Source organism: Caballeronia sp. KNU42, assembly GCF_053760385.1.
Genome location: NZ_CM132388.1, coordinates 3,573,643 through 3,598,497 on the forward strand (window position 1 = coordinate 3,573,643; position 24,855 = coordinate 3,598,497).

General features: G+C 59.9%; 23 protein-coding genes. 12 read left to right on the top strand and 11 right to left on the bottom strand.

Going from position 1 to position 24,855, the window contains the following annotated elements; all coding sequences use genetic code 11:
• Positions 1-249: 249 nt before the first annotated feature.
• Both ACSOSP_RS16015 and ACSOSP_RS16020 read left to right on the top strand, forming a co-directional pair.
• On the top strand, positions 250-1,272 hold the full coding sequence (locus ACSOSP_RS16015) for an IS30 family transposase (RefSeq protein WP_455308200.1): 1,023 nt from the start codon (positions 250-252) through the stop codon (positions 1,270-1,272).
• Positions 1,273-1,730: 458 nt separating this feature from the next.
• Positions 1,731-2,216: an Ig-like domain-containing protein gene (locus tag ACSOSP_RS16020; protein WP_455308202.1), complete on the top strand. Its 486-nt coding sequence runs from the start codon at positions 1,731-1,733 to the stop codon at positions 2,214-2,216.
• 214 nt (positions 2,217-2,430) lie between these two features.
• Here the strand turns inward: ACSOSP_RS16020 and purB are convergent, their stop codons facing one another.
• Positions 2,431-3,819 carry an adenylosuccinate lyase gene (gene purB / locus ACSOSP_RS16025; protein WP_455308204.1) on the bottom strand — a complete coding sequence of 463 codons (1,389 nt, stop codon included), beginning with the start codon at positions 3,817-3,819 and terminating at the stop codon, positions 2,431-2,433.
• A gap of 233 nt (positions 3,820-4,052) precedes the next feature.
• Here purB and ACSOSP_RS16030 point away from each other — a divergent pair, with 233 nt between their 5' ends.
• From ACSOSP_RS16030 to ACSOSP_RS16045, 4 genes are all read left to right on the top strand, one after another.
• The gene (locus ACSOSP_RS16030) at positions 4,053-4,367 is read left to right on the top strand and encodes a hypothetical protein (RefSeq protein WP_455308205.1); all 315 of its coding nucleotides are present in this window, start codon (positions 4,053-4,055) and stop codon (positions 4,365-4,367) included.
• Positions 4,368-4,449: 82 nt separating this feature from the next.
• Positions 4,450-4,647 (top strand): hypothetical protein, encoded by a 198-nt coding sequence (locus ACSOSP_RS16035; protein WP_455308207.1) that lies wholly within the window; start codon positions 4,450-4,452, stop codon positions 4,645-4,647.
• Positions 4,648-4,763: 116 nt separating this feature from the next.
• The gene (locus tag ACSOSP_RS16040; protein WP_455308209.1) at positions 4,764-5,009 is read left to right on the top strand and encodes a FitA-like ribbon-helix-helix domain-containing protein; all 246 of its coding nucleotides are present in this window, start codon (positions 4,764-4,766) and stop codon (positions 5,007-5,009) included.
• Entirely contained in the window at positions 5,006-5,428 is a 423-nt protein-coding gene (locus ACSOSP_RS16045; protein ID WP_455308211.1) for a PIN domain-containing protein, read from the top strand. The genes ACSOSP_RS16040 and ACSOSP_RS16045 overlap by 4 nt, the downstream gene beginning before the upstream one ends.
• Positions 5,429-5,438: 10 nt before the next feature.
• On the opposite strand, the gene murU is transcribed toward ACSOSP_RS16045, so the two are convergent.
• Together murU and ACSOSP_RS16055 are read right to left on the bottom strand one after the other, a co-directional pair.
• On the bottom strand, positions 5,439-6,155 hold the full coding sequence (gene murU, locus ACSOSP_RS16050) for an N-acetylmuramate alpha-1-phosphate uridylyltransferase MurU (RefSeq protein ID WP_455308213.1): 717 nt from the start codon (positions 6,153-6,155) through the stop codon (positions 5,439-5,441).
• Complete coding sequence (locus tag ACSOSP_RS16055; RefSeq protein WP_455308215.1) at positions 6,152-7,177, bottom strand: aminoglycoside phosphotransferase family protein; 1,026 nt, start codon at positions 7,175-7,177, stop codon at positions 6,152-6,154. The genes murU and ACSOSP_RS16055 overlap by 4 nt, the downstream gene beginning before the upstream one ends.
• 249 nt (positions 7,178-7,426) lie before the next feature.
• Here ACSOSP_RS16055 and ACSOSP_RS16060 point away from each other — a divergent pair, with 249 nt between their 5' ends.
• From ACSOSP_RS16060 to ACSOSP_RS16085, 6 genes are all read left to right on the top strand, one after another.
• Positions 7,427-9,805: an LPS-assembly protein LptD gene (locus tag ACSOSP_RS16060; RefSeq protein ID WP_455308217.1), complete on the top strand. Its 2,379-nt coding sequence runs from the start codon at positions 7,427-7,429 to the stop codon at positions 9,803-9,805.
• A gap of 109 nt (positions 9,806-9,914) precedes the next feature.
• A complete protein-coding gene (locus ACSOSP_RS16065) occupies positions 9,915-11,285 on the top strand; it encodes a peptidylprolyl isomerase (RefSeq protein ID WP_455308219.1) in 1,371 nt (456 codons plus the stop codon).
• A 25-nt stretch (positions 11,286-11,310) separates the two neighbouring features.
• Entirely contained in the window at positions 11,311-12,303 is a 993-nt protein-coding gene (gene pdxA, locus ACSOSP_RS16070; protein WP_455308221.1) for a 4-hydroxythreonine-4-phosphate dehydrogenase PdxA, read from the top strand.
• A gap of 60 nt (positions 12,304-12,363) precedes the next feature.
• On the top strand, positions 12,364-13,176 hold the full coding sequence (gene rsmA / locus ACSOSP_RS16075) for a 16S rRNA (adenine(1518)-N(6)/adenine(1519)-N(6))-dimethyltransferase RsmA (protein WP_455308223.1): 813 nt from the start codon (positions 12,364-12,366) through the stop codon (positions 13,174-13,176).
• Positions 13,177-13,648: 472 nt separating this feature from the next.
• A complete protein-coding gene (locus ACSOSP_RS16080) occupies positions 13,649-14,743 on the top strand; it encodes a porin (protein WP_455308225.1) in 1,095 nt (364 codons plus the stop codon).
• Positions 14,744-14,882: 139 nt separating this feature from the next.
• Entirely contained in the window at positions 14,883-15,839 is a 957-nt protein-coding gene (locus ACSOSP_RS16085; RefSeq protein ID WP_455308227.1) for a LysR family transcriptional regulator, read from the top strand.
• Positions 15,840-16,203: 364 nt separating this feature from the next.
• On the opposite strand, the gene gloA is transcribed toward ACSOSP_RS16085, so the two are convergent.
• The 8 genes from gloA to lnt form a co-directional block, all read right to left on the bottom strand.
• Complete coding sequence (gene gloA / locus ACSOSP_RS16090; RefSeq protein WP_455308229.1) at positions 16,204-16,590, bottom strand: lactoylglutathione lyase; 387 nt, start codon at positions 16,588-16,590, stop codon at positions 16,204-16,206.
• 175 nt (positions 16,591-16,765) lie between these two features.
• Positions 16,766-17,758 (bottom strand): M48 family metallopeptidase, encoded by a 993-nt coding sequence (locus ACSOSP_RS16095; protein WP_455308231.1) that lies wholly within the window; start codon positions 17,756-17,758, stop codon positions 16,766-16,768.
• A gap of 96 nt (positions 17,759-17,854) precedes the next feature.
• Positions 17,855-18,682, bottom strand: a complete 828-nt coding sequence (locus ACSOSP_RS16100; RefSeq protein ID WP_455308233.1) for a lysophospholipid acyltransferase family protein — start codon at positions 18,680-18,682, stop codon at positions 17,855-17,857.
• A gap of 76 nt (positions 18,683-18,758) precedes the next feature.
• On the bottom strand, positions 18,759-19,322 hold the full coding sequence (gene gmhB, locus ACSOSP_RS16105) for a D-glycero-beta-D-manno-heptose 1,7-bisphosphate 7-phosphatase (RefSeq protein WP_031359524.1): 564 nt from the start codon (positions 19,320-19,322) through the stop codon (positions 18,759-18,761).
• 11 nt (positions 19,323-19,333) lie between these two features.
• A complete protein-coding gene (glyS, locus tag ACSOSP_RS16110) occupies positions 19,334-21,433 on the bottom strand; it encodes a glycine--tRNA ligase subunit beta (protein WP_455308235.1) in 2,100 nt (699 codons plus the stop codon).
• 18 nt (positions 21,434-21,451) lie between these two features.
• Entirely contained in the window at positions 21,452-22,459 is a 1,008-nt protein-coding gene (gene glyQ / locus ACSOSP_RS16115; protein WP_455308237.1) for a glycine--tRNA ligase subunit alpha, read from the bottom strand.
• Positions 22,460-22,640: 181 nt separating this feature from the next.
• Positions 22,641-23,144, bottom strand: coding sequence for a GNAT family N-acetyltransferase (locus tag ACSOSP_RS16120; protein WP_455308239.1), 504 nt, complete (start codon positions 23,142-23,144; stop codon positions 22,641-22,643).
• Positions 23,119-24,822 (bottom strand): apolipoprotein N-acyltransferase, encoded by a 1,704-nt coding sequence (gene lnt, locus ACSOSP_RS16125; RefSeq protein ID WP_455308241.1) that lies wholly within the window; start codon positions 24,820-24,822, stop codon positions 23,119-23,121. Before lnt ends, ACSOSP_RS16120 begins: the two co-directional genes overlap by 26 nt.
• Between the last annotated feature and the right edge of the window lie 33 nt (positions 24,823-24,855).

Below are 24,855 nucleotides of genomic sequence, written 5' to 3' on the forward strand. Positions count from 1 at the left end.
GTCATTCCATGCGCGCCCAGCCCGCGGAAGGGCCGATAGCGTAAACATCGACCCGGGAGCGGCGATTCTGACCGTGTCGACACCAAAGAAATACGAGAATTGTCCTAATTACTTCGGCTTGCTTGTGTGCTCCCACCGAAAAAATCGGACCAGCCAGTCCTGGTGTGACAATTGTTTGCAATCTGGAGAGTAATAGAGTGGGCGGCCTCAAAAGTGAACTGCAACACCTGTCTCGTATAAGGTGTCGCGATGTCCGAAAAAACTTCTTACCAACAACTGCAGCCTGAAGAACGCCTAACCATTGCAAGCATGCATCTGCAGGGTTCGAGTATGCGGGCCATGGCCCGCATACTCGGGCGCTCACCGGGAACTATTAGCCGCGAGTTAATGCGAAACAGCTCTTCTGTTGGCTACGCATCGGTGCCCGCTGCGGCGCTTTGCAGCGCACGCCGCAGTGCGTCGCGCCACCCCGCCAAGCTTTGCCCGCAAAGCGTCTGCTGGCGCATCGTGCTCACCTTGCTTGAGTGGAAATGGTCGCCCCAGCAGATATCGGGCACACTGAAGCGCATGTATCCAACCGACTCGACCCAGCACGTCTCGCACGAAACCATCTACACGGCGATCTATGCTCAGCCGCGCGGTGAACTTCGCCGCCAACTCATTGCCTGCCTGCGCCACGGCCACAGCACGCGCATGCCACGCACGCGGGGCACAGACCGGCGCGGACAGATTCCCGACATGGTCAGTATCCACGTGCGACCGCCCGAAATCGAAGACCGCCTGCTGCCCGGTCACTGGGAAGGAGACTTCATCAAGGGTGCGAACAACCAATCCTCTGTCGGCGTTCTGGTCGAGCGCACCAGCCGCCTGGTGCTGCTTGCCAAGATGGAGGACGCCACCGCTGCCTCAGCGCTAGCGGGCTTCTCCGCCAAACTCAATTCGATTGTTGCGCCGTTACGGCAAAGCTTTACTTACGACCAAGGCAAAGAAATGTCGCGCCATCAGGAACTCACCGCCGCCACCGGCGTGAATGTGTACTTCTGCGACCCGCACAGTCCCTGGCAACGCGGTACTTGCGAAAACACCAATGGGTTGCTGCGCCAGTATTTGCCTAAAGGCACGGACCTATCGGTCTACAGTCAGGACGAACTCGACGCGATCGCCGACAGCCTGAACAGCCGGCCGCGCGCCACTCACGCGTTCCATTCTCCGTTCGAAGTCTTCGCTGCAACCCTTGCTTCAGCAAGCCAATCTCCAAGCTCTAAACACTAAACCCACTGTTGCACTTCACCCTTGAAACCGCCGTGCGAAAAATCGACTTCGATAACCGTCTGCTATCAAAGCACTGCAGCAGTTTCATTGAAACACCACGGCACCTGCGAGGCAGAGTCATGGCGGTTGACCGGTTTTTGGCGGGTTCTGTTCGCACCTTGGCGGCGGGTTGTCGAAGCCGCAGCGCGCATATTTTTTTGAACCAAGACTTGCAACAGGCTATTTCACCGTTCTTCTGGCTTTGGCCGTCGCCTGCAAGTAACTTAGCCGTTCAATTGCGGTATGTCTCGCCAGGCGCGCGATCGATGAAACTTTGAAATCTCGACTCGAGACCTGGGTTATTGAGGCGAGGAAGATGCCCTTGACTTGCGCATCGTCGGGCAAGAGCGCTTTTCGCCGCTTCAAATGGATCACCGAGTAAGCAAAGCATCGATTTTCTTTCTATAAGGATTCATCCGATGGCTTCCGACTCAAGTGTTCGCGCATGGGCAGTTATCACAGACGTGCATGGTGTAACGAATGGCGGCACCATTGCCAGTGGGACACCCCTGATTAACGGCAAAGCTGAACCCTTTGCGACTATTGACGTGTACGACGGCGCAACGTTGCTCGGCGTGATTGCGGCGAACGGACAAGGCGGTTGGTCGCTGCAACTATCAACGCCGCTCTCTAGCGGTCTTCATCATCTTTCCGCGGTTCAGCTCAACGACTTTGGCGCCAGTCCGAGCACGAGTTATTTCGCTATTACCGTTGATGCACTAGAGAGTGCGGGAGTAGCCGAAACAGATGACGCATCGGTTGACCACGTGAACAGGGTTTTGAATAACCGAACGGGTAGCACCGTGCCATATTTTCCGCCGAACCTTTTCAAAATTCACTCAGCACCATCTAGCGCCGTTGTCAACGGTAGCGTTGCCGACAAGACCGCCTTTAAGTCTTGCTGATCCAACAGGTGAACGACGGTCGCTAGTCAGGCGAGCATCCACGTCTTCGGGAAGTGGCAAGGGCTGCAATGTGATTTTGCTTTTTGCAGATCACCAGGTTATCAATCCGAGCAACTTCACGGAACACTTCACCGTCGCAGCCAGTCAGGCCAGCAATAAAAAAGGCCGTTCAAAAAACTTGAACGGCCTTTCATGGTCGTCAAAGTCAAACGCGTTACTTAATGCGTTTCGCCAGTTCCACGGCTTTCCCAACATACGATCCCGGTGTCATGTCGAGAAGCAGTTTCTTCGCGTCATCGGGAATAGCCAGGCCGTTGATAAACGTCTGCAGACCTTCACGCGTGATGCCTTTACCGCGCGTCAGTTCCTTCAACTGCTCGTAGGGATTTTCCACGCCGTATCGGCGCATCACGGTTTGAATCGGTTCAGCCAGCACTTCCCAGCAATTATCCAGGTCTTCATTCAAGCGCGCGGCATTGACTTCAAGCTTGTCCAGTCCACGAATCAGCGAGTCATAAGACAGCAGCGAGTAACCCAGCGCCACGCCAATATTGCGCAACACGGTTGAGTCCGTGAGGTCGCGCTGCCAGCGGGAGATCGGGAGTTTATCGGCGAGATGGCGCAGTAGCGCATTCGCCATGCCGAGATTGCCTTCCGAATTCTCGAAGTCGATCGGATTGACCTTGTGCGGCATGGTCGATGATCCAATCTCGCCCGCCTTCGTGCGCTGCTTGAAATAGCCGACGGAGATATAACCCCAGATATCGCGGTCCAGATCGAGAAGGATCGTGTTGGCGCGCGAGATGGCGTCGAAAAGCTCGGCCATGTAGTCGTGCGGTTCAATCTGGATGGTGTACGGATTGAACGTCAGCTTCAGCCGGTCTTCCACGACTGCTTCCGAAAATGCTTCCCAATCGAATTCCGGATACGCCGATAAGTGTGCGTTGTAGTTCCCCACGGCGCCATTCATCTTCGCCAGAACCGGCACTTCGGCAATCCGTTCGATCGCCTGCTGAAGACGCGCCGCCACGTTCGCCATTTCCTTGCCGAGCGTGGTCGGACTCGCCGGCTGGCCGTGCGTACGCGAGAGCATGGGTTGCGCGGCGTGCGCATGAGCGAGCTTCACGAGGCGCTCATGCACCGAGCGCAGCGCAGGGAGGATCACGTGTTCACGCGCGCCGTCGAGCATCATGCCGTGCGACGTGTTGTTGATGTCTTCCGAGGTGCAGGCAAAGTGGATGAACTCGCTCGCGCGTTCAAGTTCCGCATTGCCTTTCACGGATTCCTTGAGCCAGTATTCGACGGCTTTCACATCGTGATTCGTGACCTTTTCGATGTCCTTGATGCGCGCGGCGTCGTGAGCGGTGAAGCGTTCGGCGAGCTGGAGCAGGAAGTCTTCGGCGGCGTCGGAGAAGCGCGGGATTTCATCGAAACCGGCTTGCGACAACGCGATCAGCCAATGAATTTCCACTTTCACGCGATGCTTCATGAACGCGGATTCGGACAGCCAGTCCCGCAGCGCTTCGGTTTTAGCGGCATATCGGCCGTCAAGAGGTGACAGCGCGGTGAGCGCGAAGAGGGTATCGGGACGGGTATCGGACATGGTGGGAGCCGCGGTAGGACCAAAGGAGGCATGGATTTTAACATTCGCAACGAAACGATCCGATCTGGAGCTGGCCGGGGATGTCCAATCTATATTTCATGCCGTTGTGCTATCATGCGACCATGCGATTCATACGTTTTCTCAAGCAATCGCGGGCGCGTGAAACTGCTACAAAGGTAGCTAGCCCTATAAAAACAAACTAACCAACTACGTCAACGTTTCGTAGGTACTCAATGAGAGCAACTCTGTCAGACCCTAAAACCAGCGTAAAGGTGGTCGGTGCCAGTGGGCAGATTTCGCTTGGAAAGGAATACGCCGGCCGGCAAGTGCTGGTAGAAGAGCGCGAACCCGGTGTGTGGCTGGTGCGTACTGCGCTCGTCATACCTGAAAATGAAGCATGGATGCACGCTGCAACTGCCCAGGAGGACTTGCAGGAGGCCTTCGCTTGGGCTCAAGCAAATCCGGCTCAAGAATCCAGTCCGGACACCATTTTCAAAGAGTTGGGAAATGCCGAAGAGAAACGATCCCGTAAAGGTGGATCTAAATAGTCCTGTTTTTCAGCGGAATTGGGTCGCGTTGGATAAAACGGAGGCATCGCGCGTTCTTGCAACGGTTAAAAAACTTCTGCAGATGACCTGGAGTCAGGTCTATCTGGATCAAGGGTTGAAGTGGGAAAAGATCACTAGCGTGCAGCCGCCGCGCGGCATTGACGCGGTGTATTCCCTTCGGATTACGCAAGCGCGTCGCGCGACTGTATTGCGCGACGGCGACTATCTGAGGTTTTTGACCATCGAGCGCGATCACGATGCAACCTATAAGTCCAAGTGATCAATAGCAGCAAGCCGCCGAGTTGCTCAACGGCGCCAACTTCAGCCTGCCGACAATCGACCGTCCGGTCCATTATGTGCTAGCATTGCAGTCAATGACAGCACTCGGAGTACTCTATGGCAACGCTGACAATTCGCAATCTGGACGAGCAAGTAAAGGCTTTGCTTCGTGTTGAAGCGGCGCGGCACGGCCGCTCCATGGAGGAGGAGGTACGAGTGATCCTGCAAAATGCGTTGGCTGGCAAGGCAAACTTGACGGGTTTCGGCAGCCGCGTGCATCAACGGTTTGCGAGCCTTGAAGACGAAGGGCTGACAATACCTGATCGCACTGAACAACCACGGGCCGCTGAGTTTCCGGAATGATCGTTCTCGATACGAACGTCTTGTCGGAACTCATGCGCGCCGACCCCGACGAAAACGTGCTGGCGTGGCTTGACGCCCAGAACATGCAGGATCTGCAAACCACGTCCATTACTGTTGCCGAACTGTTTTACGGCGTTGCGCGGCTTCCGCACGGTCGACGCAAATCGAGTCTGCGCGGCGCAATCGAATCGATGTTCGAGGGTGAACTCGCCGGTAAGGTTTTGCCTTTCGATGATCATTGCGCCCGCCAATACGCCTTGCTTGTAGCGGAGCGCGAGGCAAAAGGCCGGCCGATCAGTTCCCCCGATGCGCAGATCGCCGCGATCTGCCACAGCCGCGACGCGGCGCTCGCGACACGAAACGGCAAGGACTTCGAAGGAACGGGCGTCCACGTCATCGATCCCTGGACTGCAGCGTAACGCTCTCCGCTTACCTGTTCCGCAACACCCGATCCAGCGTCTCCAATTGCGCCGCGGTCCCAACGTTCTCCCATCGTCCTTCGAACAGCTCGCCTGTGGCGCGTCCGGCCGCAACGGTCTCCTGGTAATACGGCGTCAACGCTCGCCGCGTGTTGGGAGCGAGATCGCGAAACATGCGCGTATCGTACAAACCGATGTTGCCGAACGTGTAGCGCGCGGGGCCATCGAGCGAAAGCGTGCCATTGGGATTGAGCGCGAAGTCCCCAAGCGTATGAAACGGCGGATTCGGCACCATGACCAGATGCATCGCCGGCTCCGATGCAAGCGCCATCGACGGCGCGCGGGCGCGCAAACTCGCGTAGTCGAAATCGCAGAACACGTCGCCGCTGACCGCCAGGAAAATCGTCGGTTCGCCTTCGGTTTCCAGCAGCGGCAAAGCCTTGGCAATCCCGCCCGCCGTCTCCAGCGCGTGCATCTCGTGCGAATAGCGAATCTCGACGCCCCAGCGCGAACCGTTGCCAAGATTCGATTGCAGCATCCGCCCAAGCCACGCGTGATTAATCACGATCACTTCAAACCCCGCCGCCGCCAGACGTTCAATCTGCCAGACGATCAGCGCTTTGCCGCCGACCTTCAAAAGCGGTTTGGGACAGGTATCCGTCAACGGACGCATGCGTTCGCCGCGTCCGGCGGCGAAAATCATTGCAGTAGTCAAGGCACTCATCAAAACGTATATCCCACATCAACCGCGCGCCCTTCCAGCGTATCGAGCAGCCGCGCAAACGGCCGCAACGGCCTGTAGCGCTCGGACACCTTCCTCGCATAGCCAATAAACCGCGGCAAATCAGCCAGATACTGCGGCTTGCCATCGCGATGATAAATCCGCGCAAATAGCCCCAGCACCTTGATATGCCGCTGCAATCCCATCCATTCGATCTGCCGGTAGAACTCGCCGAAGTCCGCATCCACCGGCAAGCCGGCCTTGCGCGCGCCTTCCCAGTAGTACACGAAGCAGTCCAGTTCGAACTCTTCTTCCCAGCTAACGAACGCATCACGCAATAACGAAGCGATGTCGTACGTCAACGGCCCGAACACCGCGTCCTGGAAATCGAGCACGCCGGGATTCGGCTCGCTGATCATCAGGTTGCGCGGCATGAAGTCGCGCAGCATGAAACCCTGTGGCTGCGCCAATGCGCTTTGAACGAGCACGTTGAAGGTATCGTCGAGCACTTGCCGTTCGGTCGTGTCCAGCGTGTGGCCGAGATGCCGCGCCACGAACCACTCGGGCATCAGTTCCATTTCACGACGCAGGAACGCTTCGTCGAACGCGGGCAGAACGCCCTCACGCGACGTGAGCTGAAACTTGATCAATGTGTCGATAGCCGAGCGCATCAGCGGCCGGGCGTTCTTTTCATCAAGGACGGCAAGGTAGGTCGTCTTGCCCAGATCGGTCACCAGCATGAAGCCGGCATCGAAATCCGTTTCCAGGATCTGCGGCACATGCACGCCGGCTTCGCGCAGCAAGCCGGCCACTTGCACGAACTCGCGGCACTTCTCGGGCGGCGGGGCATCGACGGCAATCAGCGTCTTGCCATGCTGGCTGTCGGCAGCCAGCCGGAAATAGCGCCGGAAACTGGCATCGGTGGAGGCGGGGACAAGCGTGGAAAGATCCAGCCGATACCGCTCGGCGAAGGTTTCAAGCCAGTCATGGAGCTGGGTAAGGCGAAAATCCGGGGGATTGGGCGTCATAAACTCGAGGGGTGAAACGTCTTGCCATATAATACCCCACGACTTTTTTAAGCATTCCGTTTGCGCCCGGCGCGAAGCCTTTGGCAGGCCATGAAGGCTGCCGCTGGCCGAGATCATCGCCCGACCATCCATCGATCGATTCATTTTCGTTCGCAGCGAACCGTCAGCTCCGGTGGCGCGAGTTCCGGTGGCTGTGCCCGGATGCTCTCGTCGAGCGCGGGGCGCAGCGCGATTGAACAGCACTCAAACATGCCGCCACGACAGTTTTCCAAACCAGTTCTCTTGCGCGAAGCGCGGCCACGCAGGCGGCGGCTGTTCGCGGCATTGATCGCAGTGCCGGGTCTCATGCCCGCGCTTGCGCACGCCCAGCTAGCGGGCGCGGCAGCCGACACGCAGCCGCTCGGCGACCCCTGGAGCCTCAGGCTCGCGCCGCAGCTCGAAGAACGGCCGCTGAAGCAGGGCGACCAGCCGGCTACGTTTGTGCTGGGCGACCACACCACGGGCACGGCCGACCAGGACATGGCCGCGAAGGGTTCGGCCGAATTGCGCCGCAATGTATCGGTCATCAAGTCGGATGCGCTGCATTACGACCAGGACACCGACATGGCCGATGCTTACGGCCATGTCAGGATCTTCAGCAACGGCAATTCGTTCATCGGCCCGGAAGCGCACTTGAAGGTGGAGGCGAACGAGGGTTACATGACGAACCCGAAGTACCGCTTCAACCTTTCGAACGGCTCGGGCAGCGCGCAGCGCGCAAACCTGATCGATGACGAACAAACGAAGGTCGATCACGGCACCTACACGGCGTGTTCGTGCGAGACCGATCCGGCCTGGTACATCAAGGGCACGTCGTTCGACTTCGATACCGGCGCGAACGAAGGCGTCGCGCACAACGGCGTGCTGTTTTTCCAGGGCTTCCCGGTGTTCGCGAGCCCGTGGTTGTCGTTTCCGCTGACCAGCGAACGGCGCAGCGGCATATTGCCGCCCACGGTGTCAGTGAATTCGACCACTGGTTTTGAAGTCGAGTTGCCGTATTACTTCAATATCGCGCCGAATCGCGACCTGGTGGTCACGCCGCGCCTGATGACACGGCGCGGCATCCAGATTCAGTCGACGTTCCGGTATTTGTCGCCGACTTATTCGGGCACGATCACCGGTGAATTCCTGCCGCAGGACCTGCAGACGCATACGAACCGCTATGCGATCTACATCCAGCACCAGCAGAATTTCGGGGGCGGTTTCGGCGCGTATATCAACTACAACAAGGTCTCGGACAATCAGTATCCGGAAGACCTGGGCAACGCCGCGAACCAGATCATCAACGGTACGCAGGTGCTGTATCAGCAGGAAGTCGGGGTCACGTACAACAACGGGCCTTGGTCGATTCTCGCGCACGAACAGCGCTGGCAAGTGTTGCCGCCGGCGACCTCGCCGTACGCCCGCGAACCGCAGTTGAACGTCCTGTACAACAAGTACAACGTCGGCGGTTTCGACTACGGCGCGGAAGCGGATTACACGCGCTTTACGACGACCATTGCGGACTCCACGGAAGGCCAGCGCGTTGTTTTCAATCCGTACCTGAGCTACAGCGTCACCGGGCCGGGTTATTTCGTCACGCCGAAGATCCAGTATCACTTCGCGTCCTACGACCTGAACGAGATCGGCAGTGCGGCCAACGGCACCCCCGCAGGCCAGCCGAAGAACCTGACGGAATCCATTCCTACCGTCAGCTTCGATACCGGCCTCGTGTTCGACCGTTCGGTGCGCATTTTCGGGCAGGATTACATCCAGACGCTGGAGCCGCGCCTGTATTACGTGTACACGCCGTACCGCAACCAGGAATTCGCGCCGATCTTCGACACCGGCCAGTCGGACTTCAGCCTCGCTGAAATCTACACGCCGAATACTTACGCGGGTAACGACCGCATTGCCGACGCCAACCGTCTGACGGTGGGCCTGACTTCGCGTTTCATCAACCCGGCGACGGGCGACGAGCGCGCGCGTTTCGTCATCGCGCAGCAGTATTATTTCCAGCCGCAGCGCGTCACGATCACGGAAGGGCAGGCGCTCGACCAGGCGAAGCACTCGGACCTGATCCTGGGCGCGTCCTTCAAGCTGGGCGCTGGTTTTTCACAGGAAACTGCGTTCCAATATAATGCCGACAACAACCAGTTGGTGCGCTCCAGCATTGGTTTCGGGTTCAGCCCGGCGGCGCGCGAAGTCATCAATGTCGGGTATCGGTACACACGAGCGAACGAGACCACGCTGTCCACCTCGCCGATCAACCAGATCCTGGTTTCGGCACAATGGCCGCTTTCGCGACACATTTATAGCGTCGCCCGGGTGAACTACGATCTGGCAGGCCATCGTCTCGTCGACGGGCTGCTGGGCTTCCAGTACGATGCCGACTGCTGGACTTTCGGCATCGGCGTGCAGCGTTACGCAAACGGTGTCACTGAGACCGGAAGTAACACTGCCGGGACGCGCGTACTCGCTCAAATGACGTTCAAGGGCTTGTCGAACGTCGATAATGGACTGACCGCAGCGTTCCGCGCCGGCGTCAACGGTTACACGCCGCCACCGCCGCCGCCGGCGCCGCTCGCGCGTTACACGAATTACGAATGAGCGTGCGCAGCGTGTGTACGATACGCCGCAGGCAACAGGGCAAGGGCAATAGGGCAACAGGCAATAGGGTCGGTCACCGGCCGCAATCGATGGAGTATCTGTGTCAAACATGAACAAGTTGAAGTGCGCAATGTTCGCGGCAGGTGTTTTCGCCGCAGCTTTCCTGGCCGGCCCGGCCGCGCACGCTCAGGCGCTGTCGCCGTCTACCACGGCCGGCGGCGCGCAGATTGCGGATTCAGTGGTTGCGGTTGTGAACAACGACGTCATCACGGAGCGTGAACTCGCCGATCGCACGGGTCTTATCGTGCGCCGCCTGCAACAGCAGAACGCGCCGGTTCCCCCCGCGGATCAATTGCAACGCCAGGTGCTCGACCAGATGGTGATCGAGCGCATCCAGTTGCAGAAGGCGAAGGAAGACAACATCACCGTTGACGACGCCACTGTGCAACGCACGCTCGAGCGTCTCGCGCAGCAAAACAACATGACGTTCGACGTGTACCGCGCGCGCATCGAGTCGCAAGGGGTGCCCTGGACGACATTCCAGCGCGATGCACGCACCGAGCTGACGCTGTCGAAACTGCGTGAGAAAGAGGTGGACAGCAAGATCACAGTGTCGGACGGCGAAGTGGCCAACTACGTTGCCAGCCAGCGCGGACCGAACGCCCGCCAGTCCAACGACCTGCATCTCCAGCACATCATGTTCAAGGTGCCGGACAACGCCTCGCAGGCCGATATTGCCGCTATCCAGGCGAAGGCCGAAGCTGTGTTGAAAGATGCGCAAAGCGGAACGGACTTTACCAAGCTCGCGAAGAACAACACGCAGGATACCGACGCGGCCAAGGGCGGCGATCTCGGTTTCCGCACGCAGGCTTCGCTGCCGGCTGACGTGGTGAGCGCGGTTTCAACGCTGCGTCCGAACGAGGTGAATCCGCAACTGATCCGAACCGCCGGCGGCTTCGAGATCATCAAGCTGGTTGACCGCCGCGTGGGCCAGGGCCAGGCCGCCGATGCGCCGAAGCTCGTGCAAACCCACGTCCGGCACATCCTGCTGCGCGTAGCCGACGGTGTTTCCGAGGCGGCCGCTCGTCAGAAGCTGCTGGACATCAAGAGCGACGTTGCAAAGGGTGGCGACTTCGCCAACTTCGCGCGAACCTATTCGCAGGATGGTTCGGCGTCGCAAGGCGGGGATCTCGGCTGGATCAGCCCGGGTGAAACCGTGCCGGAATTCGAGCGCGCCATGAACAACCTGAAAGACGGCCAGGTCAGCGATCCGGTTCGCAGCGAGTACGGTTATCACTTGATCCAGGTGCTGGCACGCCGCGATGCGGAAGGCTCGGTGCAGCAGCAACTCGATACGGCACGTCAGGCGATCGGTCAGCGCAAGGCCGAGCAAGCGTATTCCGACTGGCTGCGTGAACTGCGCGACACCGCGTACGTGCAGTACAAGGGTGTTGCGGCTCAGCAAGCGCTGAACCAGTAACCAGTAAAGTAAAGGCCTTGGCCAGATGAACGCAGCGAACCGCCCACTCTCCTCAGTGTCAATTGCCATTACCACCGGGGAACCGGCGGGCGTGGGACCGGAGTTGACGGTGGCGGCGCTGGCTGAGGCGGCGCAGCGCTGGCCGTCGGTGCGGTTTACCGTGCTCGGCGACCGTGAGCTGATGGCTGAGAGGGCGGGTTCATCGCTGTGGCTGTCTAATGGCGCGGCAATCGAGGTTGAGCATCACGCGTTAAGCGTGCCCGTCACCGCAGGCAAGCTGAACGCCGCCAACGGGCGCTACGTGCTGGGTCTGCTCGATACAGCCATAGACGGAGCGGTGAGCGGGCGTTTCGACGCTATCGTCACCGCGCCGCTGCAGAAAAGCACCATCAACGACGCCGGCGTTCCGTTCACCGGCCACACCGAATATCTCGCTGAACGCACCCATACGCCGCGCGTCGTCATGATGCTCGCGGGCATGGGCGACAAGCCGTTGCGCGTCGCGCTGGCCACCACGCATCTGCCGCTGAAGGACGTCTCGGCGGCGTTGACGGTGGATGGGATTGTCGAGACGCTGAGCATTATCGATCGTGATCTCAAAGCGCTGTTCGGCTTGCCGAAGCCGCGCATCGTGGTCACCGGACTCAACCCGCACGCGGGCGAAAACGGTTACCTGGGCCGCGAGGAAATCGATGTCATCACGCCCGCGCTGCTGCAAGTGCGTGCCTTGGGTATCGACGCGCCCGGTCCCTATCCGGCAGACACGCTGTTCCAGCCGCGTTATCTCAAAGATGCCGATTGCGTGTTGGCCATGTTCCACGACCAGGGTTTGCCGGTCCTGAAATTCGCGACGTTCGGCGAAGGCATCAACATCACGCTTGGGCTGCCAATCATCCGCACGTCGGTCGATCACGGCACCGCGCTCGATCTGGCCGGCACCGGCCGGGCCGATCCGGGCAGCTTGATCGTGGCTATCGACACCGCCGTTGCCATGGCGCGCCATCGTCGCGCAGCCTGATTGCTTTTGCCTCATTCCCTGTCTCACTTCTTTTCATTGCGGTTTTAATCGGCTTCTCCGATGTCCATCAAGCACCAGGGCCACTTCGCGCGCAAGCGCTTCGGGCAGAACTTCCTCGTCGATCAAGGCGTGATCGATTCGATCGTCGATACCATTGCGCCCAAACGCGGCGAACGCATGGTCGAGATCGGGCCGGGTCTCGCCGCGCTCACCGCGCCGCTGATCGAACGGCTCTCCACGCCCGAGTCGCCCTTGCACGCGGTGGAGCTTGATCGTGACCTGATCGGGGGGCTTGAGAAGCGATTCGGCAATCTGCTGGCGCTGCATGCCGGCGATGCCCTCGCATTCGACTTTGGTTCGCTCGCGCTGGAAGGCGAGAAACCGTCGCTGCGGATTGTGGGGAATCTGCCGTACAACATTTCCAGCCCGCTGCTGTTTCACCTGACCGCGTTCGCCCCGAAGGTCATCGATCAGCATTTCATGCTGCAGGATGAAGTGGTGGACCGGATGATCGCCGAGCCGGGTAACAAGGATTTTGGGCGGCTGACGGTGATGCTCCAGTACCGGTATGCAATCGATAAACTCATCGATGTTCCTCCCGAATCGTTCAATCCGCCGCCGAAGGTGAACTCCGCGATCGTGCGGATGATTCCCTATGCACCGCACGAGTTGCCGGACGTCGACGACAAGGTACTCGGCGAAGTCGTGCTCGCGGCGTTCTCGCAGCGGCGCAAGATGATGCGCAATACGCTGGGCGTGTATCGCGATCGTGTGGATTTCGATGCACTCGGGTTCGACCTTTCGCGGCGTGCGGAAGAAGTGCCCGTGGCCGAATTTGTGAAACTCGCGCAGGTGGTGAAGGCGGCGCAATAGCTGCTTCGGAGGCTTCCAGGGCCGCAGGCGGGTTTCGATGGCGCGAGTCGGTGGGGCTTTTGGATAGCTGCGCCGCGCCGGTCGCGCCAGGGCGGTTCTACCGGGCTGCGATCGCGCTTGCGGCCACTGACCTCATCTTTTCTATCTCACTATTGCGGGTTCGCTTCAGCGAACCGCGCGACCTCAGTTCCGCTCCTGCTTTTTCCTTGTTCTCATGCGGCTCCTGCATTCTCTCGATGCAAGGAATGCACTGGAGTTAATCCCCTCGTTAGTCTCAAATTGGCAGCGCAAACGCGCGGGAGAACCTTATAAAGGTTACCGCTTCAGCGGCGTGACGCGGTTGCATTGGAGATGGGCAACGACTTCTTTGATTCGTGGCGATACGGGCGAGGCCTGATCGTCGCATGACGACATCACAAGGAGACGTATGAACAGGTCGGGACAACTTAAAAGAAAGGGAAATTGGTGGAGGATGAGTTGCGCACTGCTGCCCGCTGCGTTTGCCGGCGAAACAAGCCATGCGCAATCCAGCGTCACGCTCTACGGCATTGCCGACGTGAGCGTGCGCTATCTGTCCAACGCCGACACGCAGGGTAACGGCCGCTTCCTGATGGGACCCGGCGGCATGAGCGAGAGCCGTTGGGGAATCAAGGGCGTCGAAGACCTGGGCGGTGGCTGGTCGACTATCTTCAAGCTCGAAAACCGCTTTTTCCTGAACAACGGCCAGAGCGACCCCACCATGCCGTTTTTCAATGAAGCGCAAATCGGGTTGCAATCGTCGACGTATGGGCAGGTCGTGTTAGGCCGCCAGTACAACGTGATGATCGAAGGTATCACCATGGGCGGGTACTCCAGCAATCCATGGATTCCGTATGACTTCAACTTCCAGCCGGAAGTGACCATGACCGGCGGCATCTGGAGCAGCAACCAGATCCAGTATCACGGCAAGTACAAGGACTTGCGCATCTCGACCGCGTATTCGTTCAGCGGCAACGCCGGCCATATGGCATACGGCAGCCAGTATGGCGTGGCTGCAGCCTACGCGCCGGCCAATGGCCCATTCACGCTGGGCGGCGCATTCAAGGAGACGAAGGACTCTATCAACGGCAGCAACGCCAAGGCATGGACGGTCGGCGGCTCGTACACGTGGGACAAGACGCGTTTCGCGCTGGGTTATATCGTCAATCAGAACGACAAGGGGTTCTCCACTTTTGCCAATGGACCGTTCGCCGCGCCCGGACTCGCCGCACTGAAATACTCCGACTTCAAGAAGCGCAGGATGATTCTCGGCGGTATTACGCAGCAAGCCGGAGTGTGGCACTTCGCCGGAAATGTGTGGCGCACGCTGCAAGACGGCAAGACCCAGCCGATGGACGGTTCGGCGTGGCAATTCCAACTGGTCGCCGATTACGACCTGTCCAAGCGCACTGACGTGTATCTGGAAACCGATTATTCACTCTATAGAGGCGATCTGATCGGCACACAGTTGCAAGGCGTGAACGCCGTCGGCCTCGCGCAGAAAAGCACGCAGCTTGGCGTGATGGCCGGGATCCGGCATAGGTTCTGAATCAGGACCGGCGGTATGCGGTGCGCGATGCCGCCTTTCGCGGGCGTCCCGCGTCCGTATGCGCCGCCGGGTGGTGACGCAGATGGTATAACCACCCGCCTCCGAAACTAGCATTCAATTAATTAGGGTTCCGTTTTAAATGTTGCATGAGATCAATTCGCGGCGCCTCGCGCACCTCGTTGCGCTCGCTGAAGAGGGCAGTTTCGCGCGTGCGGCGGAGCGGGTTCATCTGAGTCAACCGGCGCTCAGCCGCAGCATCCAGGCGCTGGAAGACGAGTTCGATATCAAGCTCTTCGATCGCGCCGCACGTGGCGTGGTGACCACCGCTGCCGGCCGGATGCTGGTCGAGCGTGCCCGGCGGGTGCTGTTCGAAGCGCGCTGTCTTTTTCGCGATGTCGAGTTGATCCGCTCGGACGCTCTGGGCGAGGTGAGGATCGGCATGGGGCCTTATGCCGCTGCCATCCTGTTTCCGCATCTGCTGGTCGAATGTGCCCGGCAGTTTCCCGCCACTAAGGTATCCGTGCAAATAGACGAAGCCAGCGTGCTGATGCAAAGCCTGCGCTCGGAGAGCGCGGATTTCGTCGTGGTGGATCGCCGTGAGACGCCGGCCGCCCCCGATGTCACCACGCACCGCCTGATTAGTCACGACGGCGGCTGGTTCGTGCGCCCCGGTCATCCGTTGCTCGCGCGTGCGCCAGTGTCGCTTGCTGGCTTGCGCGAATTTCCGATGGTGTCCGTGCCGTTGTCCGCGTTCATGGAAGATGCGTTGCGGCGCCTTTTGAAGTTTCGCGCGCATGAGGCGGTTCCGGTGCAGTTGGAATGCAACGATGTCGCCGTGTTGAAGGATGTGGTCGCGAAATCGGATGCCGTGATGTTTTGCACGGCTTCAGTGTTGCGACGAGATCCCGATGGCCAGCGGCTCGTGCGCGTGCCGATTGTTCATCCCCGCAAACTTGGGCTTCAGTTTGCACTTGTTTGTCTGGCGGATCGGACGCAATCCGCCGCGGCCGACGTGGCGCTTGCGCTTGCGGGGCAGATCATGAACGACGCCAGCCGCGCCGCGCAAGCGGGTGGGCGAGATAGGCAGTGCGCTTAGCTCCGCTCAGACCGATGGATCGATCGTGCCCGCGAATGCTAATAAGTCAGGATGTCTGATGATAGTTCGCGAGAGGTAAGCATCAAGCGGAAATGAATGAGGCTCCCGAAGGAGCCTCAAACAGCGGGAGCTCTTGACTGGAAACCAGCATACCAGCACGGCTGGACCCTGCTTGCGCAGGAGGCAGATAGACGTCCTTGCGAACCCCGTTGACCTATCTGTGATCAGTATATAGAGAGCGAAAATTTCTTGGCTTCGAAGCGCAGCATTATTTGAGGCTGCACTACAACAAACGCAAATTCGAGCGTCGCACAAAGTTTGGAGATAACCGCCATTGCCGGCAAACCGTTACTCCCAAACCTGCTTAACTATGCTTCTCGATCAACTCGACCTTGTACCCGTCCGGATCTTCAACAAACGCGATCACTGTTGTTCCGCCTTTCACCGGACCGGCTTCGCGCGAGACCTTGCCGCCTGCTTCACGGATGCGGTTGCAAGCTGCCGCTGCATCGTCCACTTCCAGTGCGATGTGGCCGTAAGCCGAGCCCAGGTCGTACTTCTCGACACCCCAGTTGTAGGTCAGCTCAAGCACACTGGTTTCGCTTTCATCGCCATAACCGACGAACGCCAGCGTGTACTTGTACTCGGTGTTTTCGCTTTGACGCAGCACTTTCATGCCGAGTATGCGGGTGTAGAAATCGATGGATCGTTGCAAGTCGCCGACTCGCAGCATGGTGTGAAGAAGTCGCATGATGGGGTTCCTGTGGGGATTGTCGATTGACCGGGTGGTTCGCTTTATCGCGTCTTGTACTGAGTCTTCTGCTGAGTCTTTTACTGCGCTTCAGCGACCAGCACGCACGATTGAAAACGGCCACATCCAAAATTGTACTGCTCGCAGCAAAGGTCCGCAGCGCGCGGCGCACGCGTCAAAGCAGCGGCAGCAACTCTGGCGGATGATGCTTGAGCGTATGCCGAGCTTCGCGGAAGTCCGGAAAAATGGATTCGACCGTGGCCCAGAAGCGCGCGCTGTGATTCATCTCACGAAGGTGCGCGAGTTCATGCGCGACCACATAGTCGATCACATGCACCGGGAAATGAATCAGCCGCCAGTTTAGGCGGATCTTGCCTTCGCTTGAGCAACTGCCCCAGCGCGTCGCTGCTGACGACAACGCATAGGCCCGGAACTCCACGCCTAGTTTGGCCGCATACACCGGCAAGCGCTCGCCGAAAACCTGCAACGCCCGAACATGCAACCAGCGTTGCACACGCTCGCGAATGAGCTGGGCATCGGCCAATGCGGGAAGGCCGAGCCAGAGCACGCCACTGTCGGTATCGAAGGCCGGTTGAGTCGCGCTCTTGCCCGTCGTGCCCGGTGCAGCGCTCATCATGACGCTGATAGTCTGCCCGAGATACGGAAGCTGCGCGCCGTCCTTCCATTCAATCCGGGGTACCGCGCGTTGTTCCACGCGCGTTTGCCATTCGGTGAGCTTCTTGAAGATCCACTTTTCCTTCTCGGCAATCGCGCTTTCGATTGCCCCGATCGTCACCCAGCGCGGCGCGGTGATCGCGAGACCGGTGCCATCGATAGTGAAGCCAATCGTCCTGCGCGACGAACGTTTCAAGCGGTAATCGAGCATCTGGGAACCGAGCACGAGGTGCCGGCTGCGCGTGCCGTCCGGCGCACTGGGTCCGCTGGGTGCACGAAAAGGCGGCGCGGGAGGGGTTGCGATCTCGGTTGTATCGGTGGGTGCGATGTCGCCACGCAACGTTGCAGGCATGGCGGGGGCAAGAGGGCCCAATGTAGCAGGCGATGGTGCCGCACTCGACAGCCTTGGCTCACTGGGGAGGTTGAGCGGCAGGTCGAGTTGCGGGTTGTCGAGCGCGGCAGCGGGACGCTGTCGCGAGGGGGTCTTCTGCATCGGCTCAGCTTGGCGCACGCGGCGCAGGAATGACGGAAAGAACAACACTAACGATAGAAGCGAATGCAACGAACGTAACGATAACGACACCCGCGCCTACAGGCCGGTAGCCGCGCCCTGAGACTTGGACTCGGAATCAGACTCAGCGTCAGACTTGGAGTCGGAGTCAACATCAGGCTCAGCGGCGAAACGATCGGCGGGACCGTACGAGTCCGGATCAATCCGGCGCATTTCCGTTTCGATCCAGCGCTCCACGCGCAGGTTGACTTCTTCCGGCGTGAGTCCTGTCGTGTCGATCGGGCGACCGATTGACATAGTGACTATACCCGCATATTTGAGAAACGATTTCCGCGGCCATACGTGTCCGGCGTTGTGAGCAACGGGGACGACCGGTGCACCCGCCGCGCACGCGAAGCGCGCACCGCCCGACTTGTACTTGCCCTGCTTGCCCACGCGGGTACGCGTGCCTTCCGGGAACATGATGACCCACGCTCCCTCGGCCATGCGCTCGCGCCCTTGTCGCGCCACCGATGCAAACGCGTCCTTGCCCTGACGACGGTCAATATGCACCATCTTCAGCATGCCCATGGTCCAGCCGAAGAACGGCACGAACAGCAACTCGCGTTTGAATACGTAGCAGAGCGGTCGCGGCATCAACGCGGGGAATGCCAGCGTTTCCCAAGCCGACTGGTGCTTCGACAACAGCACGGCGGGACCATCGGGAAGATTCTCCATGCCTTCGATCTGATAGCGGATATCGTTCAGGTACTGCATCACCACGATGCACGACTTACACCAGTACGCCGCCATCCAGTAACGCTTTTCAGCGCGCATGAACGGGAACACGAGGAAGCACGCGCACGCGTACGGCACCGTATAAACGACGAAGAAAACCATCAGCAACAGTGAACGAATGAAGCGCATCGGCTTGAATAAGTCTTAGGTGATGTGACGAAAAAACCCGAACGCCAAGCAATCAAGTAATCAGGTCAATCGGGGGTCAGTCGTGATGGGCGGCGAGGAAGTCGAGCGCGAAGGTGCGCAGGTCGTCGTGCACTTTCGTATTCGGCGGCAGGTTGGCCCCTGCCAGCGTTTTACGTCCCTTGCCGGTCAGCACCAGATGCAGCTCGAAGCCGAGCGTCGCGCCTGCTTGCAGGTCACGCAGCGAATCGCCGACCATAGGCGTTTCAGTGGGATCGATCTCGAAGCGCTCGACGATCTGCTGCAACATGCCGGGCTTCGGCTTGCGGCACTCGCACTCGTCTTCCTGCGTGTGCGGACAGAAAAACACGGCGTCGATGCGGCCACCCACTGCCGCCGCCGCCCTGTTCATCTTTTCGTGCATTGCGTTGAGCGCGGCCATGTCGAAGAGCCCTCGGCCTATCCCCGATTGATTCGATGCAATCGCCACGCGATAGCCGGCCTGGTTCAAACGCGCGATCGCTTCCAGGCTGCCGGGGATGGCAACCCATTCGTCGGGCGACTTGATGAACGCGTCGGAGTCGACGTTGATCACGCCGTCACGATCGAGCACCACCAGTTTCTTGCTTGCGTTGGTCGGCATGGTGTGGCGCATCAGGCGGCAAGCTTCGAAATGTCCGCGACGCAATTCATCTGCAGATGCAGTGCGCCGAGAAGAGCGAGACGGTTGTTACGCAACGCCGGATCTTCTGCGTTCACCATCACGTCGTTGAAGAAAGTATCCACGGCGTCACGCAACGCGGACAGCGCGGACAGCGCTTCCGTGTAGTTGCGCTCGGCCAGTTGCGTTTGCACGCGTGGTGCGACTTGCTCGAGTTGTGCGTACAGCGCTTGTTCGGCAGTTTCTTGAAGCAAGGCCGGCTGCACGCTCGCCGGCACGCCTTCCGCCGACTTCTTCAGGATATTCGAGATGCGTTTGTTCGCCGCCGCAAGCGATGCCGCTTCAGGCAGCGACGCGAATTCGCGCACGGCGTCCAAACGCGCGACGATGTCATCCAGGCGCGTGGGGTTCAGGCTCAGCACGGCGTCAATTTCGATCGCATTGAAACCGCGCTCGCGCAGCACGCCGCGCAGCCGGTCCATGAAAAACGCGTAGATGGCGTCGGTTGAATCGACGACTTGCGGCATGTCGGCGAATTGCTTGTGTGCGGTGCGCAGCAAGTCGAACAGGTCGATGGCCAGGCGCTTTTCCAGCAGGATGCGCAACACGCCGAGCGCGTGACGGCGCAGCGCGAACGGATCTTTCTCGCCGGTTGGCTGCAAGCCGATGCCCCAGATGCCGACGAGCGTTTCCAGTTTGTCTGCCAGGGCAACTGCGCTGCTCACGCCGGTGGCCGGGGTTTCATCGCCGGAAAAACGCGGCTGATAATGTTCCGAACACGCAAGCGCGACTTCTTCCGGCTCGCCGTCGTGGCGCGCGTAGTACGTGCCCATGGTTCCCTGCAGTTCCGGGAATTCGCCGACCATGTCGGTGATCAGGTCGGCCTTCGCGAGCAGGGCGGCGCGCTTCGTGACGGTTGCATCCACGCCGATCATGGGCGCGATTTCACCGGCCAGCGCTTCAAGGCGCTGCACGCGTTGCAACTGCGAGCCGAGCTTGTTGTGATACACCACGTTCGCGAGCAGCGGCACGCGGTCGGCGAGACGTTTCTTCTTGTCCTGCTCGAAGAAGAACTTGGCGTCGGCCAGACGCGGGCGGACCACGCGTTCGTTGCCTTCCACAATATCGCCCGGCGTTTGCGTGTCGATGTTCGACACGATCAGGAAACGCGAACGCAGCTTGCCGTGTTCATCCGTCAGTGCGAAATACTTCTGGTTCGTCTGCATGGTGAGGATCAGGCATTCCTGCGGCACTTGCAGGAACGACTCGTCGAAACGGCATTGATACACGACCGGCCATTCGACCAGCGCGTTCACTTCGTCCAGCAACGACTCGGGCATCACCACGCGATCTTCGCCCGCGAACGCTTGCAACTGCGTGCGGATGGATTCACGGCGGTCATCGAAATTTGCCACGACCTTGCCCTTCGAGCGCAGCGTCTCGGCGTAGTCGTCGGCGCGCGCGATCGCGATAAACCCTTCCGACATGAATCGATGACCCAGCGTGGTATCGCCGGAGTCGATGCCGAGTGCGCTCACCGGCACGACACGACGGCCATGCAACGCGATCAGCCCATGTACCGGCCGCACGAACTGCACGCTGGTGCCATCTGGCCGCTGGTACGTCATCAGCTTTGGAATGGGCAGCTTGCCGAGCGTCTCTTGCAGAGCGGTCTGCAGTCCATCGGCAAGCGTTGCACCGGGCGCCGCGTAGCGCAGGAAAAACGCTTCGGCCTTGCCGTCCTGGGCGCGTTCGAGATCGCCGATGGCGAAGTCGGGGAAACCCAACGCCGCCAGTTTCTTCGCGAGCGGCGCGGTGGGCTGGCCGTCTTTATCCAGTGCCACGGAAACTGGCAGCACCTTCTCGCGCACTTGCCGTTCCGGCGCTACCGCGCGCACGTTCTTGATAAGCACGGCGAGACGTCGCGGCGTGGCGTATTTTTCGAAGCTCGCTTCGCCTTCAATCAGGTCGCGCGCGGCAAGCCGCTGCACGATGCCTTCGGCAAACGAGGTGCCCAGGCGCGCAAGCGCTTTCGGCGGAAGTTCTTCGGTCCGCAGCTCGACGAGCAGCGATGCAAGATTGGTTTCGGTCATTGTTATGTCGTGCTCTGCTCAGGCCTGATCGATATTGCGCTCGACCTTCAGCGCCGGCGCCCACGCGGGCTTGGCGGCTTCTTGTGCGTCGGTGACGAGTCCGGGTGCTGCGTGTACGGGATTGCCCAGCATGGGGAAACCGAGCGCTTCACGCGACTCGTAATAGCCCTTTGCGACCGCACGCGACAGATCGCGAATCCTGCCGATATACGCCGCGCGCTCCGTCACCGAAATCGCGCCGCGCGCGTCCAGCAGGTTGAACGTGTGGCCGGCTTTCAGCACGAGCTCATACGCGGGCAGCGAGAGCTTCGCTTCAATCATTTTCTGTGCTTCGGCTTCGTAGCTCTTGAAGAACGTGAACAGCAGGTCGACGTTCGCGTGCTCGAAGTTGTAGGTGGACTGCTCGACTTCGTTCTGGTGATACACGTCGCCATAAGTCAGGCGCCGGAGTTCGCGGCCGTTCGGGCCTTCTTCTTCCCATTCGGTCCACACGAGGTCGTAGACGTTCTCCACTTTCTGCAGATACATGGCGAGCCGTTCGAGACCGTAGGTGATCTCCCCCAGCACCGGCTTGCAGTCGATACCGCCGACCTGCTGGAAGTATGTGAACTGCGTCACTTCCATGCCGTTCAGCCAGACTTCCCAGCCGAGTCCCCATGCGCCGAGCGTTGGATTTTCCCAGTCGTCTTCCACGAAACGCACGTCGTTCTGCTTCAGGTCGAAGCCGAGCGCTTCAAGCGAGCCGAGGTACAAGTCGAGGATGTTTTCAGGCGCGGGTTTCAGCACCACTTGATACTGGTAGTAGTGCTGCAGACGGTTCGGGTTGTCGCCGTAACGGCCATCCTTCGGACGCCGCGACGGCTGGACGTACGCCGCACGCCACGGTTCCGGGCCGATGGCGCGCAGGAACGTGTGCACGTGCGAGGTGCCCGCGCCGACTTCCATGTCGATGGGTTGGAGAAGCGCGCAACCCTTGTTGTCCCAATAGGATTGCAGCGTCAGGATGATTTGCTGAAAAGTGAGCATGAATGCCTTTGAAGCGTGCCTTCGAGCTTAAGCCGGTGGGCCGGCGCGCGGTCGAAGCGGACCGGAAAAATGCGCCGGCCGGAGGGCTAAAACGTTGAATTTTAGCGGGAATGAGGGCCTTGTGCGACTTTCCGGGGGTGAACGGCGGACTCATCGGCCGTTTGGCCGGTAAAAACGGATGTTATACGCTAAGCCGTTTCGTCATGGGCACACAATCCATGATCAGGCCGCGCGGCGAATTATATGGCGCGATTTCATCGCCTTCGAAACCGAGCGCGCGATAAAACGGCGCGGCGTTCAGCGTGGAGTCGAGCTTGAGTTCACGCAGCCCCGCCGAGCGGGCGATCGACTCCAGATGACGCATCATTGCCGCGCCGATGCCGCGTTTCATATACGCCGGATGGACAAAAATCGCGTCGATTTTGCCAGTCGTGAGGTCGATCATGCCGGTGCCGGCTACGTGATCGCCGACGGTTGCCACCAGCAAACGCTCTTCCACGGCATCGGCGAACGCTCTCGAGGCCGCCCCGCCGGTCCATTGCTCCAGTTGGTCAAAGGAATACGCCCCCGCGCATTCGCTCATCACGGCCGCGCGGCGGATGTCCCACGCGGCGTCCGCGTCGGCTCTTACTGCTTTGCGGATCGCGAACAGCGCTGGTTCAGGATTTTCCCGGGCCATTGTCATCAGGTTTGTTGCGGCCATTTCTGCCCGGCGCGAACGCAAGTGCGAAGGCCAGCAGCAACAGCGACACCACGATCACCGTCATGTTGCCGCTTGTGACGTAGGGCGTACGGCCGGACGTGCCCTGGACGGTGGCATTGAGAGAACCGACTGTGTACACCGGCAACCGTGCCACCACCGCGCCATTCGCCGCAATCACCGCCGTCGTGCCGGTGTTGGTCGAGCGCAGCATCGGGCGGCCGGTTTCAATCGAACGCATGCGGGCCATTTGCAAATGCTGGTCCAGCGCGATGGTGTCGCCGAACCAGGCAAGATTCGTCGAGTTCACCAAGATGCCCGCGGGCGCTTCCTGTTCGCGGATCGTCCGCGCGATCTCTTCACCGAAAATATCTTCGTAGCAAATATCGACGGCAATCGGCTGGTTGTGCACGAAGAACGATTTCTGCACCGGCGGCCCGCGCCCGAGATCGCCGAGCGGAATGCCCATGAGCGCCACGAACCAGTGGAAACCGGTCGGCACGAATTCGCCGAATGGCACGAGATGATGTTTATCGTAGCGGAACACGTCCCGCTGATTCGGCGTGATGCCGAACAGGCTGTTCGTGTAGCCGGTCACGCGGCCTTCCGAAGCAGTCACACCGATAGCGCCAAACAGGATGGATGAATTCGTTGTATCGGAGAACGTGCGCAGCGCAAGCGCCAAGTCCGGCGGCACCTGGACGGCAAGAATCGGAAATGCCGTTTCCGGCGTGACGATGAGATCCGCCGGCTTTTCCGTGATCAGCTTTTTATACAACGCCAGCGATTGATCCACGCCTTCCTGCTCGAACTTCATCTCCTGCTTCACATCGCCTTGCAGTAGCCGGACGGTGAGCGGCGCGTTCGCCGGAGTCGTCCATTCGACCAGCGACAGCAACATGCCGGACGCAAGCAACGCCACCGCCATGATGAACGGCGCAAGACGCGCAGCCTTCGACATGCCAAGCGCCGAGTTCCGTTTGAAGCCGTAGAACCCCTGCACGAGCAACGCCGCCACGAGCCCCAGCACCCATCCCACGCCGTACACGCCCGCGACAGATCCGAACCCCGCCAAGGGGCCATCGACTTGCGCATAGCCGCTCGCAAGCCACGGGAAGCCGGTGAATACGAGACCGCGCAACCACTCGCCCAGCGCCCACGCGCTTGCGAATGCAAACGCGCCGTGCCAGGTCGGCACGAAGCGCGGTTCATCGATAGACACGGCTGCGGACGAGCCATTGTCGTCATACCGCGCACGGCCCGCGCACAGCGACCAGACCACGCCCGCCAACGCCGGATAGATCGCGAGATACATCGAGAACAACGCAACGGCTGCAGCCGCCAGCGGCGCGGCCATGCCGCCGTAGTCATGCATGCTGACGTACAGCCACCACACGCCCGTCACGAAGTTGCCAAATCCAAACGCCCAGCCCGTCAAGGCCGCGCCTTTCCAGCCACTCGTGCGCGTAAGCCAAGCGAAAAACAGCGTGAAGATCACCAGTTCCAGCCAGCCGCCGTGCGGCGTTGGCGCGAACGAAAGCGTATTGGCGGCGCCCAGCACAGCCGCGACGAGGTAATGCCAGAACGGCAAGGATTGAACCGTGCCAGCGCGGTTTTCAGCGGACATCGGCCGCGAGGCGATAGGAGACGAAGAGTCGGCCATGGATAACGAGGTCGGCAGAAAGTAAGCGAATGA